The sequence below is a fragment of the Neisseria sp. HMSC064D07 genome, from assembly GCF_001837185.1.
Classification (GTDB): Bacteria; Pseudomonadota; Gammaproteobacteria; order Burkholderiales; family Neisseriaceae; genus Neisseria; species Neisseria flavescens_C.
In genome coordinates this window covers 135,966-153,274 of sequence record NZ_KV831677.1, presented here as the reverse complement: position 1 = coordinate 153,274, position 17,309 = coordinate 135,966, and the positions used below count along the sequence as shown (strand labels likewise).

19 protein-coding genes are annotated in these 17,309 nt (G+C 51.0%); 8 read left to right on the top strand and 11 right to left on the bottom strand.

Annotation, left to right across the window (positions count from 1 at the left end; genetic code table 11):
* Positions 1-48 precede the first annotated feature (48 nt).
* From kdsA to HMPREF2608_RS04920, 3 genes are all read right to left on the bottom strand, one after another.
* A complete protein-coding gene (gene kdsA, locus HMPREF2608_RS04930) occupies positions 49-891 on the bottom strand; it encodes a 3-deoxy-8-phosphooctulonate synthase (protein ID WP_070826179.1) in 843 nt (280 codons plus the stop codon).
* A 74-nt stretch (positions 892-965) separates the two neighbouring features.
* Positions 966-1,349, bottom strand: a complete 384-nt coding sequence (gene panD / locus HMPREF2608_RS04925; protein ID WP_003678944.1) for an aspartate 1-decarboxylase — start codon at positions 1,347-1,349, stop codon at positions 966-968.
* A gap of 78 nt (positions 1,350-1,427) precedes the next feature.
* Positions 1,428-2,969 carry a YdgA family protein gene (locus tag HMPREF2608_RS04920; RefSeq protein ID WP_070826178.1) on the bottom strand — a complete coding sequence of 514 codons (1,542 nt, stop codon included), beginning with the start codon at positions 2,967-2,969 and terminating at the stop codon, positions 1,428-1,430.
* Between the two features lie 175 nt (positions 2,970-3,144).
* Between HMPREF2608_RS04920 and HMPREF2608_RS04915 the strand changes: the two genes are divergently transcribed.
* Together HMPREF2608_RS04915 and trpD are read left to right on the top strand one after the other, a co-directional pair.
* A complete protein-coding gene (locus HMPREF2608_RS04915; RefSeq protein WP_070826177.1) occupies positions 3,145-3,735 on the top strand; it encodes an aminodeoxychorismate/anthranilate synthase component II in 591 nt (196 codons plus the stop codon).
* A gap of 88 nt (positions 3,736-3,823) precedes the next feature.
* Positions 3,824-4,852: an anthranilate phosphoribosyltransferase gene (gene trpD / locus HMPREF2608_RS04910; RefSeq protein ID WP_049351345.1), complete on the top strand. Its 1,029-nt coding sequence runs from the start codon at positions 3,824-3,826 to the stop codon at positions 4,850-4,852.
* Between the two features lie 64 nt (positions 4,853-4,916).
* Here trpD and HMPREF2608_RS04905 read toward each other — a convergent pair whose 3' ends face one another.
* The 5 genes from HMPREF2608_RS04905 to HMPREF2608_RS04885 form a co-directional block, all read right to left on the bottom strand.
* Positions 4,917-5,165, bottom strand: a complete 249-nt coding sequence (locus tag HMPREF2608_RS04905; RefSeq protein ID WP_070826176.1) for a CsbD family protein — start codon at positions 5,163-5,165, stop codon at positions 4,917-4,919.
* A 120-nt stretch (positions 5,166-5,285) separates the two neighbouring features.
* Complete coding sequence (locus HMPREF2608_RS04900; protein WP_070826175.1) at positions 5,286-5,852, bottom strand: SGNH/GDSL hydrolase family protein; 567 nt, start codon at positions 5,850-5,852, stop codon at positions 5,286-5,288.
* Between the two features lie 122 nt (positions 5,853-5,974).
* Positions 5,975-6,232: a hypothetical protein gene (locus HMPREF2608_RS04895; RefSeq protein ID WP_004519821.1), complete on the bottom strand. Its 258-nt coding sequence runs from the start codon at positions 6,230-6,232 to the stop codon at positions 5,975-5,977.
* An 87-nt stretch (positions 6,233-6,319) separates the two neighbouring features.
* Entirely contained in the window at positions 6,320-8,485 is a 2,166-nt protein-coding gene (locus tag HMPREF2608_RS04890) for a heavy metal translocating P-type ATPase (protein ID WP_070826174.1), read from the bottom strand.
* 99 nt (positions 8,486-8,584) lie between these two features.
* A complete protein-coding gene (locus tag HMPREF2608_RS04885; protein ID WP_003674677.1) occupies positions 8,585-8,794 on the bottom strand; it encodes a heavy-metal-associated domain-containing protein in 210 nt (69 codons plus the stop codon).
* A gap of 147 nt (positions 8,795-8,941) precedes the next feature.
* Between HMPREF2608_RS04885 and cueR the strand changes: the two genes are divergently transcribed.
* A complete protein-coding gene (cueR, locus tag HMPREF2608_RS04880; RefSeq protein WP_070826173.1) occupies positions 8,942-9,334 on the top strand; it encodes a Cu(I)-responsive transcriptional regulator in 393 nt (130 codons plus the stop codon).
* Between the two features lie 248 nt (positions 9,335-9,582).
* On the opposite strand, the gene HMPREF2608_RS04875 is transcribed toward cueR, so the two are convergent.
* Entirely contained in the window at positions 9,583-9,792 is a 210-nt protein-coding gene (locus HMPREF2608_RS04875) for a heavy-metal-associated domain-containing protein (protein ID WP_004519826.1), read from the bottom strand.
* Positions 9,793-9,936: 144 nt separating this feature from the next.
* On the opposite strand from HMPREF2608_RS04875, the gene HMPREF2608_RS04870 reads away from it, so the two are divergent.
* The 3 genes from HMPREF2608_RS04870 to HMPREF2608_RS04860 all read left to right on the top strand — a co-directional run bounded on the left by HMPREF2608_RS04870 (position 9,937) and on the right by HMPREF2608_RS04860 (position 13,346).
* A complete protein-coding gene (locus tag HMPREF2608_RS04870; RefSeq protein ID WP_070826172.1) occupies positions 9,937-11,109 on the top strand; it encodes a sugar transporter in 1,173 nt (390 codons plus the stop codon).
* Positions 11,110-11,302: 193 nt separating this feature from the next.
* A complete protein-coding gene (locus tag HMPREF2608_RS04865) occupies positions 11,303-12,721 on the top strand; it encodes an SLC13 family permease (RefSeq protein WP_070826171.1) in 1,419 nt (472 codons plus the stop codon).
* 115 nt (positions 12,722-12,836) lie between these two features.
* Entirely contained in the window at positions 12,837-13,346 is a 510-nt protein-coding gene (locus HMPREF2608_RS04860) for a peptidylprolyl isomerase (protein ID WP_003747093.1), read from the top strand.
* A gap of 79 nt (positions 13,347-13,425) precedes the next feature.
* Here the strand turns inward: HMPREF2608_RS04860 and HMPREF2608_RS04855 are convergent, their stop codons facing one another.
* Entirely contained in the window at positions 13,426-13,923 is a 498-nt protein-coding gene (locus HMPREF2608_RS04855; RefSeq protein ID WP_049322429.1) for a YbhB/YbcL family Raf kinase inhibitor-like protein, read from the bottom strand.
* 186 nt (positions 13,924-14,109) lie between these two features.
* Here HMPREF2608_RS04855 and HMPREF2608_RS04850 point away from each other — a divergent pair, with 186 nt between their 5' ends.
* Both HMPREF2608_RS04850 and HMPREF2608_RS04845 read left to right on the top strand, forming a co-directional pair.
* On the top strand, positions 14,110-14,949 hold the full coding sequence (locus tag HMPREF2608_RS04850) for a KPN_02809 family neutral zinc metallopeptidase (protein ID WP_070826170.1): 840 nt from the start codon (positions 14,110-14,112) through the stop codon (positions 14,947-14,949).
* Between the two features lie 121 nt (positions 14,950-15,070).
* Positions 15,071-16,453, top strand: coding sequence for a phosphomannomutase/phosphoglucomutase (locus HMPREF2608_RS04845; protein ID WP_070826169.1), 1,383 nt, complete (start codon positions 15,071-15,073; stop codon positions 16,451-16,453).
* 109 nt (positions 16,454-16,562) lie between these two features.
* Here HMPREF2608_RS04845 and rpe read toward each other — a convergent pair whose 3' ends face one another.
* A complete protein-coding gene (gene rpe / locus HMPREF2608_RS04840; RefSeq protein WP_036490579.1) occupies positions 16,563-17,243 on the bottom strand; it encodes a ribulose-phosphate 3-epimerase in 681 nt (226 codons plus the stop codon).
* Between the last annotated feature and the right edge of the window lie 66 nt (positions 17,244-17,309).

Below are 17,309 nucleotides of genomic sequence, written 5' to 3'. Positions count from 1 at the left end.
AAAGGCCGTCTGAAAATACTTTCAGACGGCCTTTTAACTTATTTGCCCTTAACGAATATCCATAGGCACAAACGATTTCACGGTTTCATCGATTGCTTTAACACGGGTCAGGAAATCTTCCAATTGGGCAAGCGGCAATGCGCTTGGGCCATCGCATTTGGCTTGGTCGGGATTGGCATGAGATTCAAGGAACAAACCGGCCAATCGGGTTGCCATACCGGCAAGCGCCAAGTCCAATACTTGGGCGCGACGGCCACCTGATGCGGTTGCACCGGATTCGCGCGTTTGCAGGGAATGGGTTACGTCAAAAATAACGGGCAGGTTGTTACACGTTTTTTTCATCACACCAAAGCCGAGAATATCGACCACCAAATTGTCGTAGCCGAAGTTTGCGCCGCGTTCGCACAAAATGATTTGCTCGTTGCCTGCTTCTTGGAATTTCTCGACGATGTTTTTCATTTGAGACGGGCTGAGAAATTGCGGCTTTTTGATGTTGATGACATTGCCGGTTTTCGCCATTGCCACCACCAAATCGGTTTGACGTGCCAAGAAGGCAGGCAGCTGGATGACATCGCAGACTTCGGCAACCGGCTGGCATTGGTAAGGCTCGTGAACGTCAGTAATTACGAGAACGTTAAACTCGCGTTTCACCGCTTGAAAAATCTTCATGCCTTCGTCCAGACCCACACCGCGGAAAGAGTGGATGGAAGAGCGGTTTGCCTTGTCGAAAGAGGCTTTGAAAACGTAAGGGATGCCGAGCTTATCGGTTACTTTAACGTATTGCTCACAGGCCTTCAGCGTAGAGTCGAGGTCTTCAAGGACATTGATGCCGCCGAAAAGGGTAAAGGGCGCATCGTTGCTGACGGTGATGTTGTTGATTTGGATATTCACGGCAAAGCCTTTCAGATAAGTTGAATTTGGGAAACAGGCCGTCTGAAACGTTTCAGACGGCCTTTGTTTGAATATTACAACACGGTGTGCGGCGGCTCATAAGAAATCACGTCGCGGATTTTATTGTTCTCATCGACGAGGACGACTTTCGGCTCATGCGCTGCAATTTCGGGTTCGGACAACATGACGTAAGACATGATAATCACGATGTCTCCTTTTTGAACCAAACGCGCGGCCGCGCCATTGAGGCAAACGACGCCGCTGCCGCGTTCGCCGGGAATGGTGTAGGTTTCAAGACGTTCGCCGTTGTTATTGTTGACGATGGCGACTTTTTCGTTCACGCAAATACCTGCCGCATCCAGCAGATCTTGGTCAACGGTAATACTGCCGACGTAGTTGAGGTCGGCTTCGGTAACGGTGGCACGGTGGATTTTGCCGCCGAGCATGGTACGGAACATGGGTTTCCTTTTTGATTGTGGGTTGATTTGCGGTTTTAACTTCTGGGAAGTTAAAACCGCTGTTTGTGTTATTGAGGATTAGTTATTGGGAAAGTCTGATTCGTCAAACTCGGGTTCCGGGTTGCTTTGAAGGACTTTTCCGTTTAATTTCAACTCGCTATTTTGCAGAGTCAGATGGGTTTTGACATTATCGTTTTCTAAGGTCAGATATTTCTCACTTGCCATGCTTTTAATGGTGCTGTCCACCATCAGGCGCAAGGTCTCGTTAATATCGTCGATGCTGGCACGGCCTGCGGCTTCATCTTCGGCATTAACGCTAAACAGGCTGCTGGCTTGGTTGACGGCGAGCTGCTCCAACAATTTTTGCGGTACGCTCATATTGAAGTCGGCTTCGGTTTTCTTCAACATATCGCCCAAATTGTTGAGGTCTTTGGTCGCCAAACCTTTAAACGCGAGTTTGCCGCTGACATCGACATCGCCATGAGGCATGGTGAATTTGAAGGTTTTGACGTTCAAAACCGGATTATTGGTAAACAGGCCCGAAGCCTCGTTTTTGGCCGTCTGAATCAAGGAAGCCTGAATTTCTTCTTCGCTCATTTTCTTCACGGACACTTCGGCAATTTTGTTTTTCAATGCCAAAAGTGATGCCGCATCCAAATGCTCAGCAGCGACATTGATGTCCAGAGGGCCGTATTTGTCTTCGCCATAAGTCAGGCTTTCAAATTGGAAGCGGCCTTCACTGTTGATGAATTTATCGACTTCGCTGGTCTGGGTATCGAAACGCAGTTTGCTGACTTCGATTTTAGACGGAGCAATCGTGCCGGTCGGATTGATAAACGCACCGATTTGCAGGTTGGTCACAAGGTTGACCAATTCGTTCAACTTAACGTTGTAATCGATATTTTCTTTCCATTGCAGCAGGAATTTATCCAGCGTAATGCTGCTCTTGCCCAAAGCAAGTTTGGTCAGGCCGTCTTCCGTTTCGGATTGGAAGCGCAGGTTTTCCAAAGACACATCGCCTTTGTCGGCCAATTTGACTTGTAAAGACGGCGCAAGATAATCGTGGCGATAGCTTTTGAAGCCTTGGCTGTAATCGGTATTGCCGCCAAAGCCTTTCCAGTTGAGCTTGATACCGGAAAGCTCTTCATAGTCGAAGGCGGGGATATTGAGGCTGAGTTTGCCGTCGCCGGAAAGGTAAACCGTATTGGTCATGGTCACCGGCGTTTGCTGGCCGAAGAAGCGGTCTAAAACTTTTTTGGTTTCCGGATAGTATTGGAACTCGGTTTCCACGTGTGCACGCGTGCCGAAGCCGCCGGCAAACGGGCCGTGTGTTACGTGGTTGATGACCGTAATCGGCTCTTGCAGGACGGTTTTCAAATTGTCCGGCAGGTATTTTTGCGTATTTTGAAGCAGGGTCGGCTTGAGGCGGATGACGGTCGTCTCGGTTGAACTGAACCAGCCGCGATCGTATTGGTGGGATTCAACGGTCAGGAAACCGGATTCCTGCAACAGCTTTTGTTGCTCGGTCAGGCTTTCTTCCGCTTTGACACCAAGATAATAAGGCGTGCCGAGCGCAGCGGCGACAACAACGGCGGCAGTCGGGATAAGATACTTTTTCATCACTTCAAACAGATTAGGTTCAAAGCGTAAAGCATAGCATTTTTTAGCTGTTTTGTCTTATCCGCCGTTTCAGACGGCCTTTAGGTAAAGATTGTGATATTATGCAAACATAAACGATTTTTACACTTTTGACGGGCCTTATCCTGTCTGCCAAAATGTCATTAAAGGTTTGCAAATGCTTTTATTCATTGATAACTACGACAGCTTCACCTACAACATCGTCCAATACTTTGCCGAATTGGGGCAGGAAGTTTTGGTACGTTGCAACGATGAAATCACCATCGAAGAAATCGAGACCCTGAAACCGCAATATCTGGTCATCGGCCCGGGCCCTTGCTCCCCGAAAGAAGCAGGCATTTCTGTTGCGGCCATGCAGCACTTTGCCGGCAGGCTGCCCATCATGGGCGTGTGTCTCGGCCATCAAACCATGGGCGAAGCATTCGGCGGCAATGTCGTGCGCGCGCAAACAATGATGCACGGCAAAGTCTCCCCCGTTTTCCATCACGGCACAGGCATGTTTAAAGACCTGCCCAATCCGGTCAACTGCACGCGCTACCACAGCCTGGCCATCGACCGCGCCACCCTGCCTGACTGCCTCGAAATTACCGCATGGACGGAAGACGGCGAAATCATGGGCGTACGCCATAAGGAATATGCCGTCGAAGGCGTACAGTTCCACCCCGAAGCCCTGCTGACCGAACACGGCTACGATATGCTGAAAAACTTCTTGGAAGAATTCAAAGACTATCGCCCGCAAAAATCTTAATGAAAGGCCGTCTGAAAGGAGTTTGACAGTGTTCAAACTGCATTTTCAGACGGCCTGAATCACATCGGACACGAACAAAGGAAAAATCATGATTACCCCTCAACAAGCGATTGAACGCCTCATCAGCAACAACGAACTTTTCTACGATGAAATGACCGACCTCATGCGCCAAATCATGAGCGGCCAAGTTCCGCCCGAGCAAATCGCCGCCATTCTAACCGGCCTGCGGATTAAAGTTGAAACCGTTTCCGAGATTACCGCCGCAGCCAGCGTAATGCGCGAATTTGCCACCAAAGTGCCGCTTGAAAACGCCGATGACTTGGTCGATATTGTCGGCACAGGCGGCGACGGTGCCAAAACCTTCAATATTTCCACGACTTCCATGTTTGTCGCAGCGGCGGCAGGCGCGAAGGTCGCTAAACACGGCGGCCGCTCCGTTTCTTCATCCAGCGGCGCCGCCGATGTCATGGAACAAATGGGCGCCAACCTCAACCTCAACCCCGAACAGGTTGCCCAAAGCATCCAGCAAACCGGTATCGGCTTTATGTTCGCACCCAACCACCACAGCGCCATGCGCTATGTTGCCCCTGTCCGTCGTTCGCTCGGCTTCCGCAGCATCTTCAATATTTTGGGTCCGCTGACCAATCCTGCCGGCGCGGCAAACCAACTCTTGGGCGTGTTCCACATCGACTTATGCGGCATTCTTTCCCGCGTATTGCAACAGCTTGGTTCCAAACATGTTTTGGTCGTGTGCGGCGAAGGCGGTTTGGATGAAATCACGCTGACCGGCAAAACCCGCGTTGCCGAACTGAAAGACGGAAAAATTACCGAATACGACATCAGCCCAGCCGATTTCGGCATGGAGGTCCGCCGCAATTTGGACGAAATCAAAGTCGAAAATGCGCAAGAATCCCTGCAAAAAATGAACGAAGTACTGGACGGCAAAGCCGGTGCCGCACGCGATATCGTCGTCCTCAATGCCGCCGCCGCGCTCTACGCAGGAAACGTGGTCGCTTCGCTGGCAGACGGTGTCAAAGCCGCTCAAGAAGCCATCGATTCCGGTAAAGCCAAAGCCAAAAAAGACGAATTTATCGAATTTGGCAAACAGTTTGCCTAAACTTTAAAACCATAAACAAAGGCCGTCTGAAAAATCTTTCAGACGGCCTTTTGTTCTTTAAATATTAAAATTTGCTTTTAATATCATTAATCAAGCCTTCGGCTTTTTCTTTGGCTTCATCAATCAAATGTTCGGCTTCTTCTTTGCCTTTTTGCAAAACATCGCCTGCTTTTTCTTCAATGTCGCCGACCACTTCTTTTACTTTGCCAACGCCTTGTTGAACCAAGCCCTCAGCTTCAAGTTTAGCATTGCTGGATACATCTCCAGCCACTTCTTTTACTTTACCGCTGATTTTATCTAATTCGCCGCTCATGGTCATACTCCTGGATTAAATATTGATAGGATGAGTGCTACATCACCCTATATCAGGGACTTCGCTTCAACTTTAAAGGCCGTCTGAAAGCCAAAACATGACAAAACGAGTTAAGTCAGGTTAATCCATCTGTTTCAATATCGCTTCGGCTACTGCCTCGCCTATCATCTTACTGCCGAACTCATTGAAATGAAGCCCGTCACACAGCATCACATCAGTCAAGTCCTGCTCAAACATCAGACTGTATAAATCGTTGACGGTAAAACCATATTGCCTTGCCAAATCCTCCGCCACACGGTTATAGGCCTTCAAATCAGCCAGATAGCGGCGCGAGGGTTTGACGATATTGTGTACGCTTTCCAAAAACGGCGTACTGCTTGCCCAAATAATTTTTGCCCCAGTCTGTTTCAGATAATCAAAAATTTGAATCAGGTTACTGCGGTAGGTTTCTATATCGGCCACCGGCTCATTACAGCCTTGATTGTGGCGGATGTCGTGCAAACCGCAGTTGATGTGGATAATGTCTCCCACAGTCGCGCCCTCTGTCCATTGCCCGATATGCTCTAACACATCATGCGACGAACGGCAGTTTTCCAATGGAGAAACAATATCCACCTCAGGCAAAGCGGCGCGCGTGTAAGGCTCCGAAGCAAGCCGAACGGAATCGCCGATTAAGTAAACGGTCATTTTTGTTCTCCTCCCTTTATTTGAACAAACAGCAAGGCCGTCTGAAATATCACTTATATTATTATAAGAGTGCTATTTCAGACGGCCTTAACTTCAGTCAAGTTCTATCGTTAAATCATAAATTAACGCTGACTGTTTTTATAAAAATCAATTAATTGCTTGGCCTGCAACATGGGCAGCCCAAAACGGTCGCTCACGGCTTTCAAATCCTTCCATTCCTGACCGGTCAGATTTTGCCCAACCCACTTGAGGTTTTCCGGATTGCTTTTGATTTTCTCAAAATACGCCTGCTTGCGTTTCCAGTTGCGCGACCACACCAGCAACATGGTAAAAATACATAAAACAATCAATACAATATTGGTAAACAACATCATGTCCATACGAAATACTCCCGCTTGGATCTCAAAATCAGAAAATATGGATTAAAGGCCGTCTGAAAAAACAATCTTCAGACGGCCTTTATATTATCACTCAATATTTACCCGTTTCAGGCGCAAGGCATTACCCAATACCGAAACCGAGCTTGCCGCCATTGCCGCGCCTGCAATGACGGGATTTAAGAAGCCGAGTGCGGCGAGTGGGATGCCTAAAATGTTGTAGAAGAAAGCGAAAAACAGGTTTTGCTTGATGTTCTTCAAAGTCGCCTGCGACACCAGCAGGGCATCGGCGAGCTGGTTGACCGAATGCTGCATCAGCGTGGCGGACGCGGTGTGTTCGGCAACGTCCGCGCCGCCTTTCATGGCGAAGCTGACGTTGGCGGCGGCGAGTGCGGGCGCGTCGTTGATGCCGTCGCCGACCATCGCCACGGTTTTGCCGGCGGCTTTGAGTTTCTGCACTTCGGCAGCTTTGTCGCGCGGACTCATGTTACCGAAGGCGTGTGCGATGCCCAGTTGTTTGGCGACGTATTCGACCGTGCCTTGGTTGTCGCCGCTCATGATGTAAACGTCGATGCCGTGTTTTTTCAGACGGCCTATGGCTTTGGCGGTGTCGGCTTTCAATGCGTCGGCGAGTGCAAATGCGCCGATGGGTTTGCCGTTGGCGGAAACGGCGACGATGCTTGCGATACGCCAGACGTCGTCTGAAAGGTTTTCAGGTAGCCTTAATTCGGCAAAATCAAGTTTGCCCGCTTTCACCAAGCCCACGCCTTCTACTTCGGCGGTAATGCCTGCGCCGACAACGGTTTGCGCGTTTTGTGCGGCGGGAATGTCCAAACTGCGCGCTTGGGCGGCAGAAACGATAGCGCGGGCAAGCGGATGAGCGGCGTTTTGTTCAACGGCGGCGGCGATGCGGTACAAAGCGTCTTCATCAAAGCCGCTGTCGGGAACGCAATAAACAGCGGCAACCTGCGGCCTGCCTTCGGTCAGCGTGCCGGTTTTGTCCAGCACGACGGCATCGACGTGGGCGGCTTCTTCCATTGCCACCGCGTCTTTAAACCAAATACCGTGTTTCACCGCTTTGCCCATGCCTACCATAATCGCGGCAGGGGTTGCCAGACCGAGCGCGCACGGACAGGCAATCACCAAAACGGCAACGGCGTGCATCAGAGCAACCGTCCAATCGCCTTTCACCAGCCAAGTGGCGATAAAAGTCAGAAGCGCGATGCCCACGACGGCAGGCACAAACACCGCCGCCGCCTTGTCTGCCACGCGCGCAATCGGCGCTTTACTGCCCTGCGCTTCGGACAGCGCGTTCATCATGTCGCCAAGCAGGGTTTGGCTGCCGAGTTGTGTGGCGCGGTACACCACGCTGCCTTCGGTCATCAACGCACCCGCCAACACTTTGCCGCCCGCTTTTTTCTCTTCGGGGTTGGATTCGCCGGTAAGATGGCTCTCATCCGCCCAACCGCTGCCGCTCTCGATGATGCCGTCGGCAGCAATGCGTTCGCCGTGGTTGGCGCGGATAAGGTCGCCGATTTGCACTTGGTCGATGGGCAGTTGTTTCCATTCGCCATCGCGTTGCACGTTGACTTGGGTCGGCGTGAGTTTGAGCAGCAAGCCCAAGCTGTTCAGGCTGGATTTTTTGGTGCGGTGTTCCAAAAATTTGCCCAGCGACACAAAACCGATCACCATCACGCCTACTTCAAAATACACGTGTGCCATGCCGTGCGCCGCGTGCGGGCTGAAAAACAGCATATAAACGGAATACAGGTAAATCGATACCGTGCCGATGGTAACCAGCACGTCCATGTTCGCCAACCCGCCCTTAATGCTTGCCCACGCGCTTTTGTAAAACGGCACCGCCAGCCAAAGCTGCACCACGCTTGCCAGCACAAATTGCCATACAGGCGGAATCATCCAATCGTGCCGCCCGATCATCATCCCTGCCATGCCGATAAGGAACGGAATATTGATGGCCAACAAAAGCCACAGCCTCCAGCTTACATGCGCTGCTTCTTCGGGCTGCGGCAGCGCGTCTTCCGTTTTTTCCTTCGCGCCGTAGCCGGTTTTCTCGATAATTTTGGCGATGTCGGCTGCGGAGGTTTTGCTGTCGTCAAACGTAACCTGCGCCTCCTCGCTGGCAAAGTTCACCCCTGCCGATTCGACAAAATCTTTTTTGTTCAACACTTTTTCAATACGCGAAGCGCAGGCCTGACAGGTCATGCCTTCGATTTGAAAACGGACTTTTTGTTGCATGGTTTCTTCCTTCTGAATGTGGTCGGGCTACCTGAAAAAAGCGGAGCAGGGTTTTCAGGTAGCCTTTGGGATGTTGCAGTCGATTTGTTGCGATTCGATTTACAAAGCCGCATCAAAGCCGCCGTCTTCCACCGCTTCTATCAGCGCGGCAGGGTTGGTTTGGGCAGGGTCGAATTCCACGACGGCATTCTTGTTTTCCAGGCTCACTTCGGCCTTGTCCACGCCGTTTACGCCTTCGAGGATGCTGGTAACGCTTTTCACGCAGCCGCCGCAGGTCATGCCTTCGATGTTTAATGTGATGGTTTGCATAGGGTTTCCTTTCTGTTGGAATGAGGCTGAGGTTTTAAAGCCCGTTGCAGCCAAAGCTTTCAGGTAACCTGAAATGATGGGTCTGCTCTTGCTTTCCCGCTAAGTGCCGCCACTATAAAGCTTTACCCGAAGTAAAGGTCAAGCATCATGATGAACATCAGCCAGGCCGCGGCCGAGAGCAGCCTTTCTGCCAAACAAATCCGCGACTACGAAAAGCACGGCCTAATCGCCCCGGCCGCGCGCAGCGAAGCGGGCTACCGCCGCTACGGACAGGCCGACCTTGTCCGGCTGCGCTTTATCCGCCATGCGCGGGAAGTGGGCTTTTCGCTGCCGCAGATCGGGCAGCTTTTGAGCCTGCAATACAACCCGCAGCGTACCAGCCGCGAAGTGAAAACGCTCACCGCGCGGCACATCGCCGAGCTGGAAGCCAAAATCGAACGCTTGCAGGGCATGGTGGCCGAGCTGCAACGTTGGCACGATGCCTGCGCGGGAGACGACTGCCCGGATTGTGCGATTTTGGCCGGGCTGGAGGAGCGTTAGGCGGCTTGGGCAGAATAGAAACAGGCTACCTGAAAAGTTTCAGGTAGCCTTAGTCGGCCGCTAACGATTTGGTACAGGCCTCGTCGTAATACGGCAGCCACTTGCCGCCGCTTTGCTTCAGATATGCGCGAAAACTTTTGTTTACCCGTGTGGCGGTGTAATCCAAATAATGGCAAAAAGTAAGTTATCAAGAGACAAAGGCCGTCTGAAGCGTTTCAGACGGCCTTTATTCAAAATACGCTTATTGGTTACAAAGCCACGTCGTAGCCGCCGTCTTCTACGGCATCAATCAGCGCGTCGGTATCTGTCTTGCTTTCATCAAAAGTAATCACTGCATTTTTGTTTTCCAAGCTGACTTCTGCTTTTTCCACGCCTTCTACGCCTTCCAAAAGACGGGTTACGCTTTTCACGCAGCCGCCGCAGGTCATGCCGTCGATGTTGAGGGTAACAGTTTGCATTTGTATTTCCTTTCATTCACACAAATATGGTTGCTAAATACTTTACTCCTTACACAAACAGCTTGCAAATTCTTCATTAAGGCCGTCTGAAAAATGCAGATAGGCGTACAATAACGCTCTTTGCTTCATCAAACGGACATAATAATGACTTCAACATTCAAACAATGGGTTAGCGTATGCGCGCTGGCGGTGGGTGCGTTTATTTTCAATACCACCGAATACATTCCGATTGCGCTTTTGAGCGATATCGGTCAGAGCTTTGGCAAAACGGCAACAGAAGTGGGCATGATGATTACGGTGTATGCGTGGATTGTTGCGCTCCTATCGCTGCCGCTGATGCTGATGACGAAAAACATCGAACGGCGCAAATTATTGCTGATGCTGTTTGCACTGTTTGCGCTGTTTCACGCGCTGTCGTTTTTTTCTTGGAACTTCAACATCCTCTTGGTCAGCCGTATCGGGATTGCGCTGACACATGCGGTCTTTTGGTCGATTACGGCTTCTTTGGCGGTACGGCTTGCCCCCGCCGGCAAAACCAATCAGGCTTTGGGCCTGCTCAGTACGGGTACGGTTTTGGCGATGGTGTTGGGCATTCCGCTCGGACGCGTAGTCGGGCAATACTTCGGCTGGCAGCTCAGCTTCCTGCTGATCGGGGTCTGTGCTGCCGGCGTAATGCTGGTGTTGGCTAAAAACCTGCCTGCTTTACCTAGCCAAAATACCGGCTCTTTAAGCAGCCTGCCGAGTCTGTTCAAACGCCGCAATCTGATGCTGCTTTATGCCATGACGGTGTTGATTATTACGGCACATTTCACGGCATACAGCTATATCGAGCCTTTCGTTTTGCAAATCGGCCACTTTAAAGCCGAACAAGTAACAATAGTCTTGAGCCTGTACGGCTTGGCAGGCTTCGCCGCTTCTTATCTGTTTGGCAAATGGTTTGCCAAATCGCAACGCCTGTTTATGCTTGGCGCGGTAGCGGTCATCCTGCTCTCTGCCCTGCTGCTTCTGCCGTTTGCCTCTTTCCCTTATGCGGTGTACGCGCTGGTGTTTATTTGGGGCGTGGCCATTGTCATTGTCAGTTTGGGCATGGTGTCGAAAGTATTGACGTTTGCTTCCGATGCGACAGATGTGGCCAACTCGATTTATTCAGGTTTGTACAATGTCGGTATCGGCGGCGGTGCGCTTTTGGGGCATTACGTGACCACTTGGTTCGGCCTTTCCAATATCGGTATTGCAGGCGCGTTCTTGGCTGCGGCCGCTTTGGCCGTGTGCAGCCTGCTGGTTAAAGCACAAGGCAACCCGCCACAAAACGTTTAAAATCCAATCACTTTCCTAATCGAACGGACAAATGGCCTTCCTGCTGCTTGTCCGTTTTTTATTTTATTTTAAAAAATAATTTACAATTTATTTACACTACATTAAATTACAAATATACTGTCGCTGTCAGGCCGTCTGAAAACGGCCGGCACAAGCGTAAAAGAAAAACCAGCAAACTTCAGAGGAACATTCTATGGATCTGCACGCAAAGGACAAAACCCAGCATCCGGAAAACGTCGAGCTGCTCAGTGCACAAAAGCCGATTACCGACTTTAAAGGCCTGCTGACCACCATCATCTCCGCCGTCGTCTGTTTCGGCATTTACAGCGTCCTGCCTTACAGCCCCGACGCCAACAAAGGCATCGCGCTGTTGATTTTCGTTGCCGCACTTTGGTTTACCGAAGCCGTCCACATCACGGTAACCGCATTGATGGTGCCGATTCTCGCCGTCGTACTCGGCTTCCCCGACATGGACATCAAAAAAGCGATGGCGGGCTTTGCTGATCCGACGATTTACATCTTCTTCGGCGGCTTCGCGCTTGCCACCGCACTGCACATGCAGCGCCTCGACCGTAAAATCGCCGTCAGCCTGTTGCGCCTGTCGCGCGGCAATATGAAAGTGGCCGTGTTGATGCTGTTTGCCGTTACCGCCTTCCTGTCCATGTGGATCAGCAATACCGCGACTGCCGCCATGATGTTGCCTTTGGCAATGGGTATGATGAGCCACCTCGACCAAGAAAAAGAACGCAAAACCTACGTTTTCGTCCTGCTCGGTATCGCCTACTGCGCCAGTATCGGCGGCTTGGGCACTGTGGTCGGTTCTCCGCCGAACATGATTGCCGCCAAAGCGCTGAACTTGGACTTCGTCGGCTGGATGAAGCTCGGCCTGCCGATGATGCTGTTGATTCTGCCGCTGATGCTGTTCTCCATGTACGTCATCCTCAAACCTAATTTGAACGAGCGCGTAGAAGTTAAAGCCGAATCTATCCCTTGGACTTTGCACCGCGTTATCGCGCTGTTGATTTTCTTGGCCGCCGCCATCGCTTGGGTATTCAGCTCCAAAATCAAAGCTGCATTCGGTATTTCCAACCCCGACACCGTCATCGCCTTGATTGCCGCCGTTGCCGTCGTCGTATTCGGCGTGGCGCAATGGAAAGAAGTCGCGCGCAATACCGACTGGGGTGTATTGATGCTCTTCGGCGGCGGTATCAGCTTGAGCGCGTTGCTGCAATCTTCCGGCGCGTCCGAAGCATTGGGTCAACAGGTTGCTTCCACCTTCTCTCATTCTCCTGCATTGCTGGTGATTTTCGTGGTTGCCACCTTCATCATCTTCCTGACCGAGTTCACCAGTAACACCGCCTCCGCCGCGCTGCTCGTGCCTATTTTCGCCAGCATCGCCACGCAAATGGGGCTGCCCGAACAAGTCTTGGTATTCGTCATCGGCATTGGCGCATCTTGCGCGTTCATGCTGCCGGTTGCTACGCCGCCTAATGCGATTGTGTTCGGTACGGGCTTAATCAAACAACGCGAAATGATGAATGTCGGCTTATTGCTGAACGTCCTCTGTATCGTATTGGTTGCGCTGTGGGCTTATTTCGTCCTGATGCCGTAAACCCGTAAACATAGTCCAGGCCGTCTGAAAGAATATTTTTCAGACGGCCTTGAAGTTTGTCGTTCAGACACAATTTAACGAATAATTAAAACCGGATTCTAACGAAAGGAAACCCATGATTATCCTGCACACCAACAAAGGCGACATCAAAATCGAACTTGATTTCGACAAAGCCCCCGTTACTGCTAAAAACTTCGAGCAATACGTTAAAGACGGCTTCTACGACGGCGTAATCTTCCACCGCGTCATCAAAGGCTTCATGATTCAAGGCGGCGGCATGGATGAAAACATGAACGAAAAAGAAACCCGCGATCCGATTCAAAACGAAGCGTCCAACGGTTTGCCTAACGAAAAATACACCATCGCCATGGCGCGTACTTCCGATCCGCACTCTGCCAGCGCACAATTTTTCATCAACACTGCCGACAACGCTTTCCTGAACTTCCGTTCTAAAGAATTGTACGGCAAAACCGTTGTCCAAGACTGGGGCTACGCCGTATTCGGCAAAGTCGTTGACGGTTTTGATGTAGTAGATGCCATCGAAGGCGTTTCTACCAAACGCCACGGCTACCACGACGATGTACCGACCGAGCCTGTCATCATCACTAAAGCCGAAGTGGTTTAATTGATTTGATTTCCCATAAAAACAGCCTGTCCGAATTAAAACCGGACAGGCTGTTTTTCAATCGTTAATGACGATACCTTCACACATCATAAGTACCGACCACGCATGCCGAATCCAACACATGACCCTGCATGGCAAAATGCAGCTCATTAAAGCGGAAACCGCGCGGCAAATCCAAAACGGTATCCAGTGCGTACACAATCAGCTCGTAACGATGGCGGTTGTTCGGTGGCGCCATACCGCCGTAAAACGAAGCCTCTTCGATTTCAAATTTACCCAACGCGCTCGCCCAAGTGTTCGCGCCTTGCGTGAAATCCGTTGCAGAAATGCTTTCATTTTCTGCCACGGAAGTACGTTTCAAATCCGAAATCAACCAATGCGTCCATACGAAACCCGATGCTGAAATGGCATCTTTGTCTTCCAACACCACGGCAAACGATTTTGTTCCTTCCGGCGCATCTTCGATCTCAAAAGGAATCGAATAAGTAGGCATACCGTTCGGGCTGAACTGGCTGCCGCGCTTGCCGTATTTGTCTTCAAATTCGCCGTTGACAATAGCTTTACTGCTGACTTTCATCTTATATCTCCCAATAGTAGGTTGACTCATTCTAACAAACCCCAAGGCCGTCTGAAAGATACTGCCGTTTTCACTTTCCCGATGTCGCATTTTCAGACGGCCTCAAGCAATATTCGCAATTCGATCAAACACATTTGACATTCCATAGTATAATCCGCCGCATGAAAACTACACAGGATACACATTATGGATTGGAAAGGCCGTGAACAAAGCCAAAACGTCGAAGATCGCCGCGGAAGCCGTGGCGGCGGTGGCGGCAGAACGCCGGGCATACTCGGCATTATCGTGGTTTTGGTCGGCGCATATTACGGCGTGGATTTGAGCGGTTTGGTCGGCGGCTCATCTTCGATGGGCATCCCTACCCAGCAAGTTTCCCGACTCGACAGCCAACAAGAAGCCGAATTGAACGAACTGTCCCGCGTCGTCCTTGCCGATACGGAAAAAGCATGGAGCAAATATTTCCAACAACATGGCCAACACTACACGCCGACAACCATGGTGTTGTATGAAGGCGGTACGTCCACCGCCTGCGGTACGGGCCAATCTGCCATGGGCCCGTTTTACTGCCCGGGCGACCAAAAAGTTTATTTGGACTTGAGCTTCTACGAAGACATGCGCACCAAGCTCGAATCAGCCAGCGATGCCGCGTTTGCCTACGTTATTGCCCATGAAGTCGGCCATCACGTTCAAAACCTGCTCGGCATTCTGCCTAAAGTCCACAAAATGCAACAGCAAGTCGGCAAAAAAGAGGCCAATGCCCTTTCCGTCAAACTCGAATTGCAGGCCGACTGTTTCGCCGGCATTTGGGGACACTACGCCGTCAACAACAATATCTTCAAAGCCGAAGATATTCAAAAAGCGATGCTTGCTGCCGAATCCGTCGGCGACGACCGCTTGCAAAAACAGGCGCAGGGCTATGTCGTTCCCGACAGCTTTACCCACGGCTCTTCAGAAGCGCGCATGACTTGGCTCAAGCGCGGTTTGGAAAGCGGCGACATCAACCAGTGCAACACTTTCAACAATTGATTCGTCCAAACAACACTGTTCTTTGATGTAACAACAAAAGGCCGTCTGATTTTTTCAGACGGCCTTTTAGCCGTGTTAGAATAAGCCTCATTATTTCCCCTTAAATTTAAAGGAAATCCACATGGCAAATATCGCCCGCGACATTTTCAAAGCCTACGACATCCGAGGCATCGTCGGCAAAACCCTGACTGACGAAGCAGCCTACTTAATCGGCAAAGCCATTGCCACCAAAGCCTCCGAAAAAGGCATTACCCGCATTGCACTCGGCCGCGACGGACGCTTGAGCGGCCCCGGCCTGATGGCGCAGATTCAACGCGGTTTCACAGACAGCGGCATCGACGTCCTCAATGTCGGCATGGTTGCCACCCCTATGCTCTACTTCGCGGCCATCAACGAATGCGGCGGCAGCGGCGTGATGATTACCGGCAGCCACAATCCGCCCGATTACAACGGTTTCAAAATGATGCTCGGCGGCGACACGCTCGCAGGCGAAGCCATTCAAGAACTTTTAGCCATTGTTGAAAAAGACGGTTTTGTTGCCGCCGACAAACAAGGCAGCGTAACCGAAAAAGACATCTCCGGCGAATACCACAACAACATCGTCGGCCACATCAAGCTCAAACGCCCGATGAAAATCGCCATCGACGCGGGTAACGGTGTCGGCGGCGCATTCGCGGGCAAACTCTACAAAGGCTTGGGCAACGAAGTAACCGAACTTTTCTGCGAAGTGGACGGCAACTTCCCTAAACACCACCCCGACCCTTCCAAACCGAAAAACCTGCAAGACCTCATCGTCGAGCTCAAAAACGGCGATGCCGAAATCGGCTTGGCATTTGACGGCGATGCCGACCGCTTGGGCGTGGTTACCAAAGACGGCAACATCATCTATCCGGACCGCCAACTGATGCTTTTCGCGCAAGACGTATTGAGCCGCAATCCTAAAGCCAAAGTGATTTTCGACGTCAAATCCACCCGCCTGCTCGCGCCTTGGATTAAAGAACACGGCGGTGATCCTGTCATGGAGAAAACCGGCCACAGCTTCATCAAATCCACCATGAAAAAAACCGGCGCACTGGTTGCCGGCGAAATGAGCGGACACATCTTCTTTAAAGAACGCTGGTTCGGCTTCGACGACGGTATGTATGCCGGCGCACGCCTCTTGGAAATCCTGTCTGTCTTCGACAATCCGTCTGAAGTATTGAACAAGTTGCCGCAAAGCATTTCCACTCCTGAACTCAACATCGACCTGCCCGAAGGCAGCAACGGCCACAAAGTGATTGAAGAGCTGGCTGCCAATGCCAAGTTTGAAGGTGCGACTGAAATCATCACCATCGACGGCTTGCGCGTTGAATTCCCCGACGGCTTCGGCCTGATGCGTGCTTCCAATACCACACCGATTTTGGTATTGCGTTTTGAAGCGGATACGCAAGAAGCGATTGAACGTATTCAAAACCAATTCAAAGCAGTCATTGAAAGCAATCCTGCATTGAAATGGCCGCTGTAAGGGTTTAGGCTAAAACAAAAGGCCGTCTGAAAATTATTTCAGACGGCCTTTAATATTAAACCGGCATGAGTTATGCAAAAGTTTGGAAACCAAAAATATCCCGGCTTGGTTATCCGACTTGCGCCAACTGTTGGCGCATTTCATCGATAACGGCTTTGTAATCCGGTTTGCCAAAAATCGCCGAACCGGCCACAAACGTATCCGCACCTGCCGCCGCAATTTCAGCAATATTGTCTGTCTTCACGCCGCCATCGACTTCCAATGCGATATGGCGGCCGCTTTGCCGTTCATACTCGTCCAACATCTCGCGCACTTTGCGGATTTTCACCAGCGTATTCGGAATAAAACTTTGTCCGCCGAAGCCCGGGTTAACCGACATCAGCAACACCATATCCAGTTTGTCCAAAACGTTTTCCAGAATATTGACCGGCGTGGCAGGATTCAATACCAAGCCTGCCTGGCAGCCGTATTCTTTAATCAAACCCAAGCTGCGGTCGATGTGGCGGCTGGCTTCCGGATGAAAGGTAATGATATTGGCACCGGCTTTGGCAAACGCATGAATCAAATCATCCACCGGCTCAACCATCAAATGCACATCGACCGGCACGGTTGCATATGGTTTCAAAGCCGCGCAAACCATAGGGCCGAAAGTCAGATTCGGCACATAATGATTGTCCATCACGTCAAAATGAATCAAATCCGCACCAGCGCGGATAACTTCGGCAACCTCTTCGCCCAGGCGGGCAAAATCGGCAGACAAAATACTGGGGGCGATACGGTAGTCGGTCATGCTTGTTCTCCTAAAGTGTGTTCCTTTGTCATTATCGCATTTTTACCCCTATGTTGTATGCTGCCG

Coding starts and splice junctions, on each gene's coding strand:
- panD (WP_003678944.1), bottom strand. CDS start 1,349: ATGTTCCGTACCATGCTCGGCGGCAAAATCCACCGTGCCACCGTTACC.
- HMPREF2608_RS04920 (WP_070826178.1), bottom strand. CDS start 2,969: ATGAAAAAGTATCTTATCCCGACTGCCGCCGTTGTTGTCGCCGCTGCG.
- HMPREF2608_RS04915 (WP_070826177.1), top strand. CDS start 3,145: ATGCTTTTATTCATTGATAACTACGACAGCTTCACCTACAACATCGTC.
- trpD (WP_049351345.1), top strand. CDS start 3,824: ATGATTACCCCTCAACAAGCGATTGAACGCCTCATCAGCAACAACGAA.
- HMPREF2608_RS04905 (WP_070826176.1), bottom strand. CDS start 5,165: ATGAGCGGCGAATTAGATAAAATCAGCGGTAAAGTAAAAGAAGTGGCT.
- HMPREF2608_RS04900 (WP_070826175.1), bottom strand. CDS start 5,852: ATGACCGTTTACTTAATCGGCGATTCCGTTCGGCTTGCTTCGGAGCCT.
- HMPREF2608_RS04895 (WP_004519821.1), bottom strand. CDS start 6,232: ATGGACATGATGTTGTTTACCAATATTGTATTGATTGTTTTATGTATT.
- HMPREF2608_RS04890 (WP_070826174.1), bottom strand. CDS start 8,485: ATGCAACAAAAAGTCCGTTTTCAAATCGAAGGCATGACCTGTCAGGCC.
- HMPREF2608_RS04885 (WP_003674677.1), bottom strand. CDS start 8,794: ATGCAAACCATCACATTAAACATCGAAGGCATGACCTGCGGCGGCTGC.
- cueR (WP_070826173.1), top strand. CDS start 8,942: ATGATGAACATCAGCCAGGCCGCGGCCGAGAGCAGCCTTTCTGCCAAA.
- HMPREF2608_RS04875 (WP_004519826.1), bottom strand. CDS start 9,792: ATGCAAACTGTTACCCTCAACATCGACGGCATGACCTGCGGCGGCTGC.
- HMPREF2608_RS04870 (WP_070826172.1), top strand. CDS start 9,937: ATGACTTCAACATTCAAACAATGGGTTAGCGTATGCGCGCTGGCGGTG.
- HMPREF2608_RS04865 (WP_070826171.1), top strand. CDS start 11,303: ATGGATCTGCACGCAAAGGACAAAACCCAGCATCCGGAAAACGTCGAG.
- HMPREF2608_RS04860 (WP_003747093.1), top strand. CDS start 12,837: ATGATTATCCTGCACACCAACAAAGGCGACATCAAAATCGAACTTGAT.
- HMPREF2608_RS04855 (WP_049322429.1), bottom strand. CDS start 13,923: ATGAAAGTCAGCAGTAAAGCTATTGTCAACGGCGAATTTGAAGACAAA.
- HMPREF2608_RS04850 (WP_070826170.1), top strand. CDS start 14,110: ATGGATTGGAAAGGCCGTGAACAAAGCCAAAACGTCGAAGATCGCCGC.
- HMPREF2608_RS04845 (WP_070826169.1), top strand. CDS start 15,071: ATGGCAAATATCGCCCGCGACATTTTCAAAGCCTACGACATCCGAGGC.
- rpe (WP_036490579.1), bottom strand. CDS start 17,243: ATGACCGACTACCGTATCGCCCCCAGTATTTTGTCTGCCGATTTTGCC.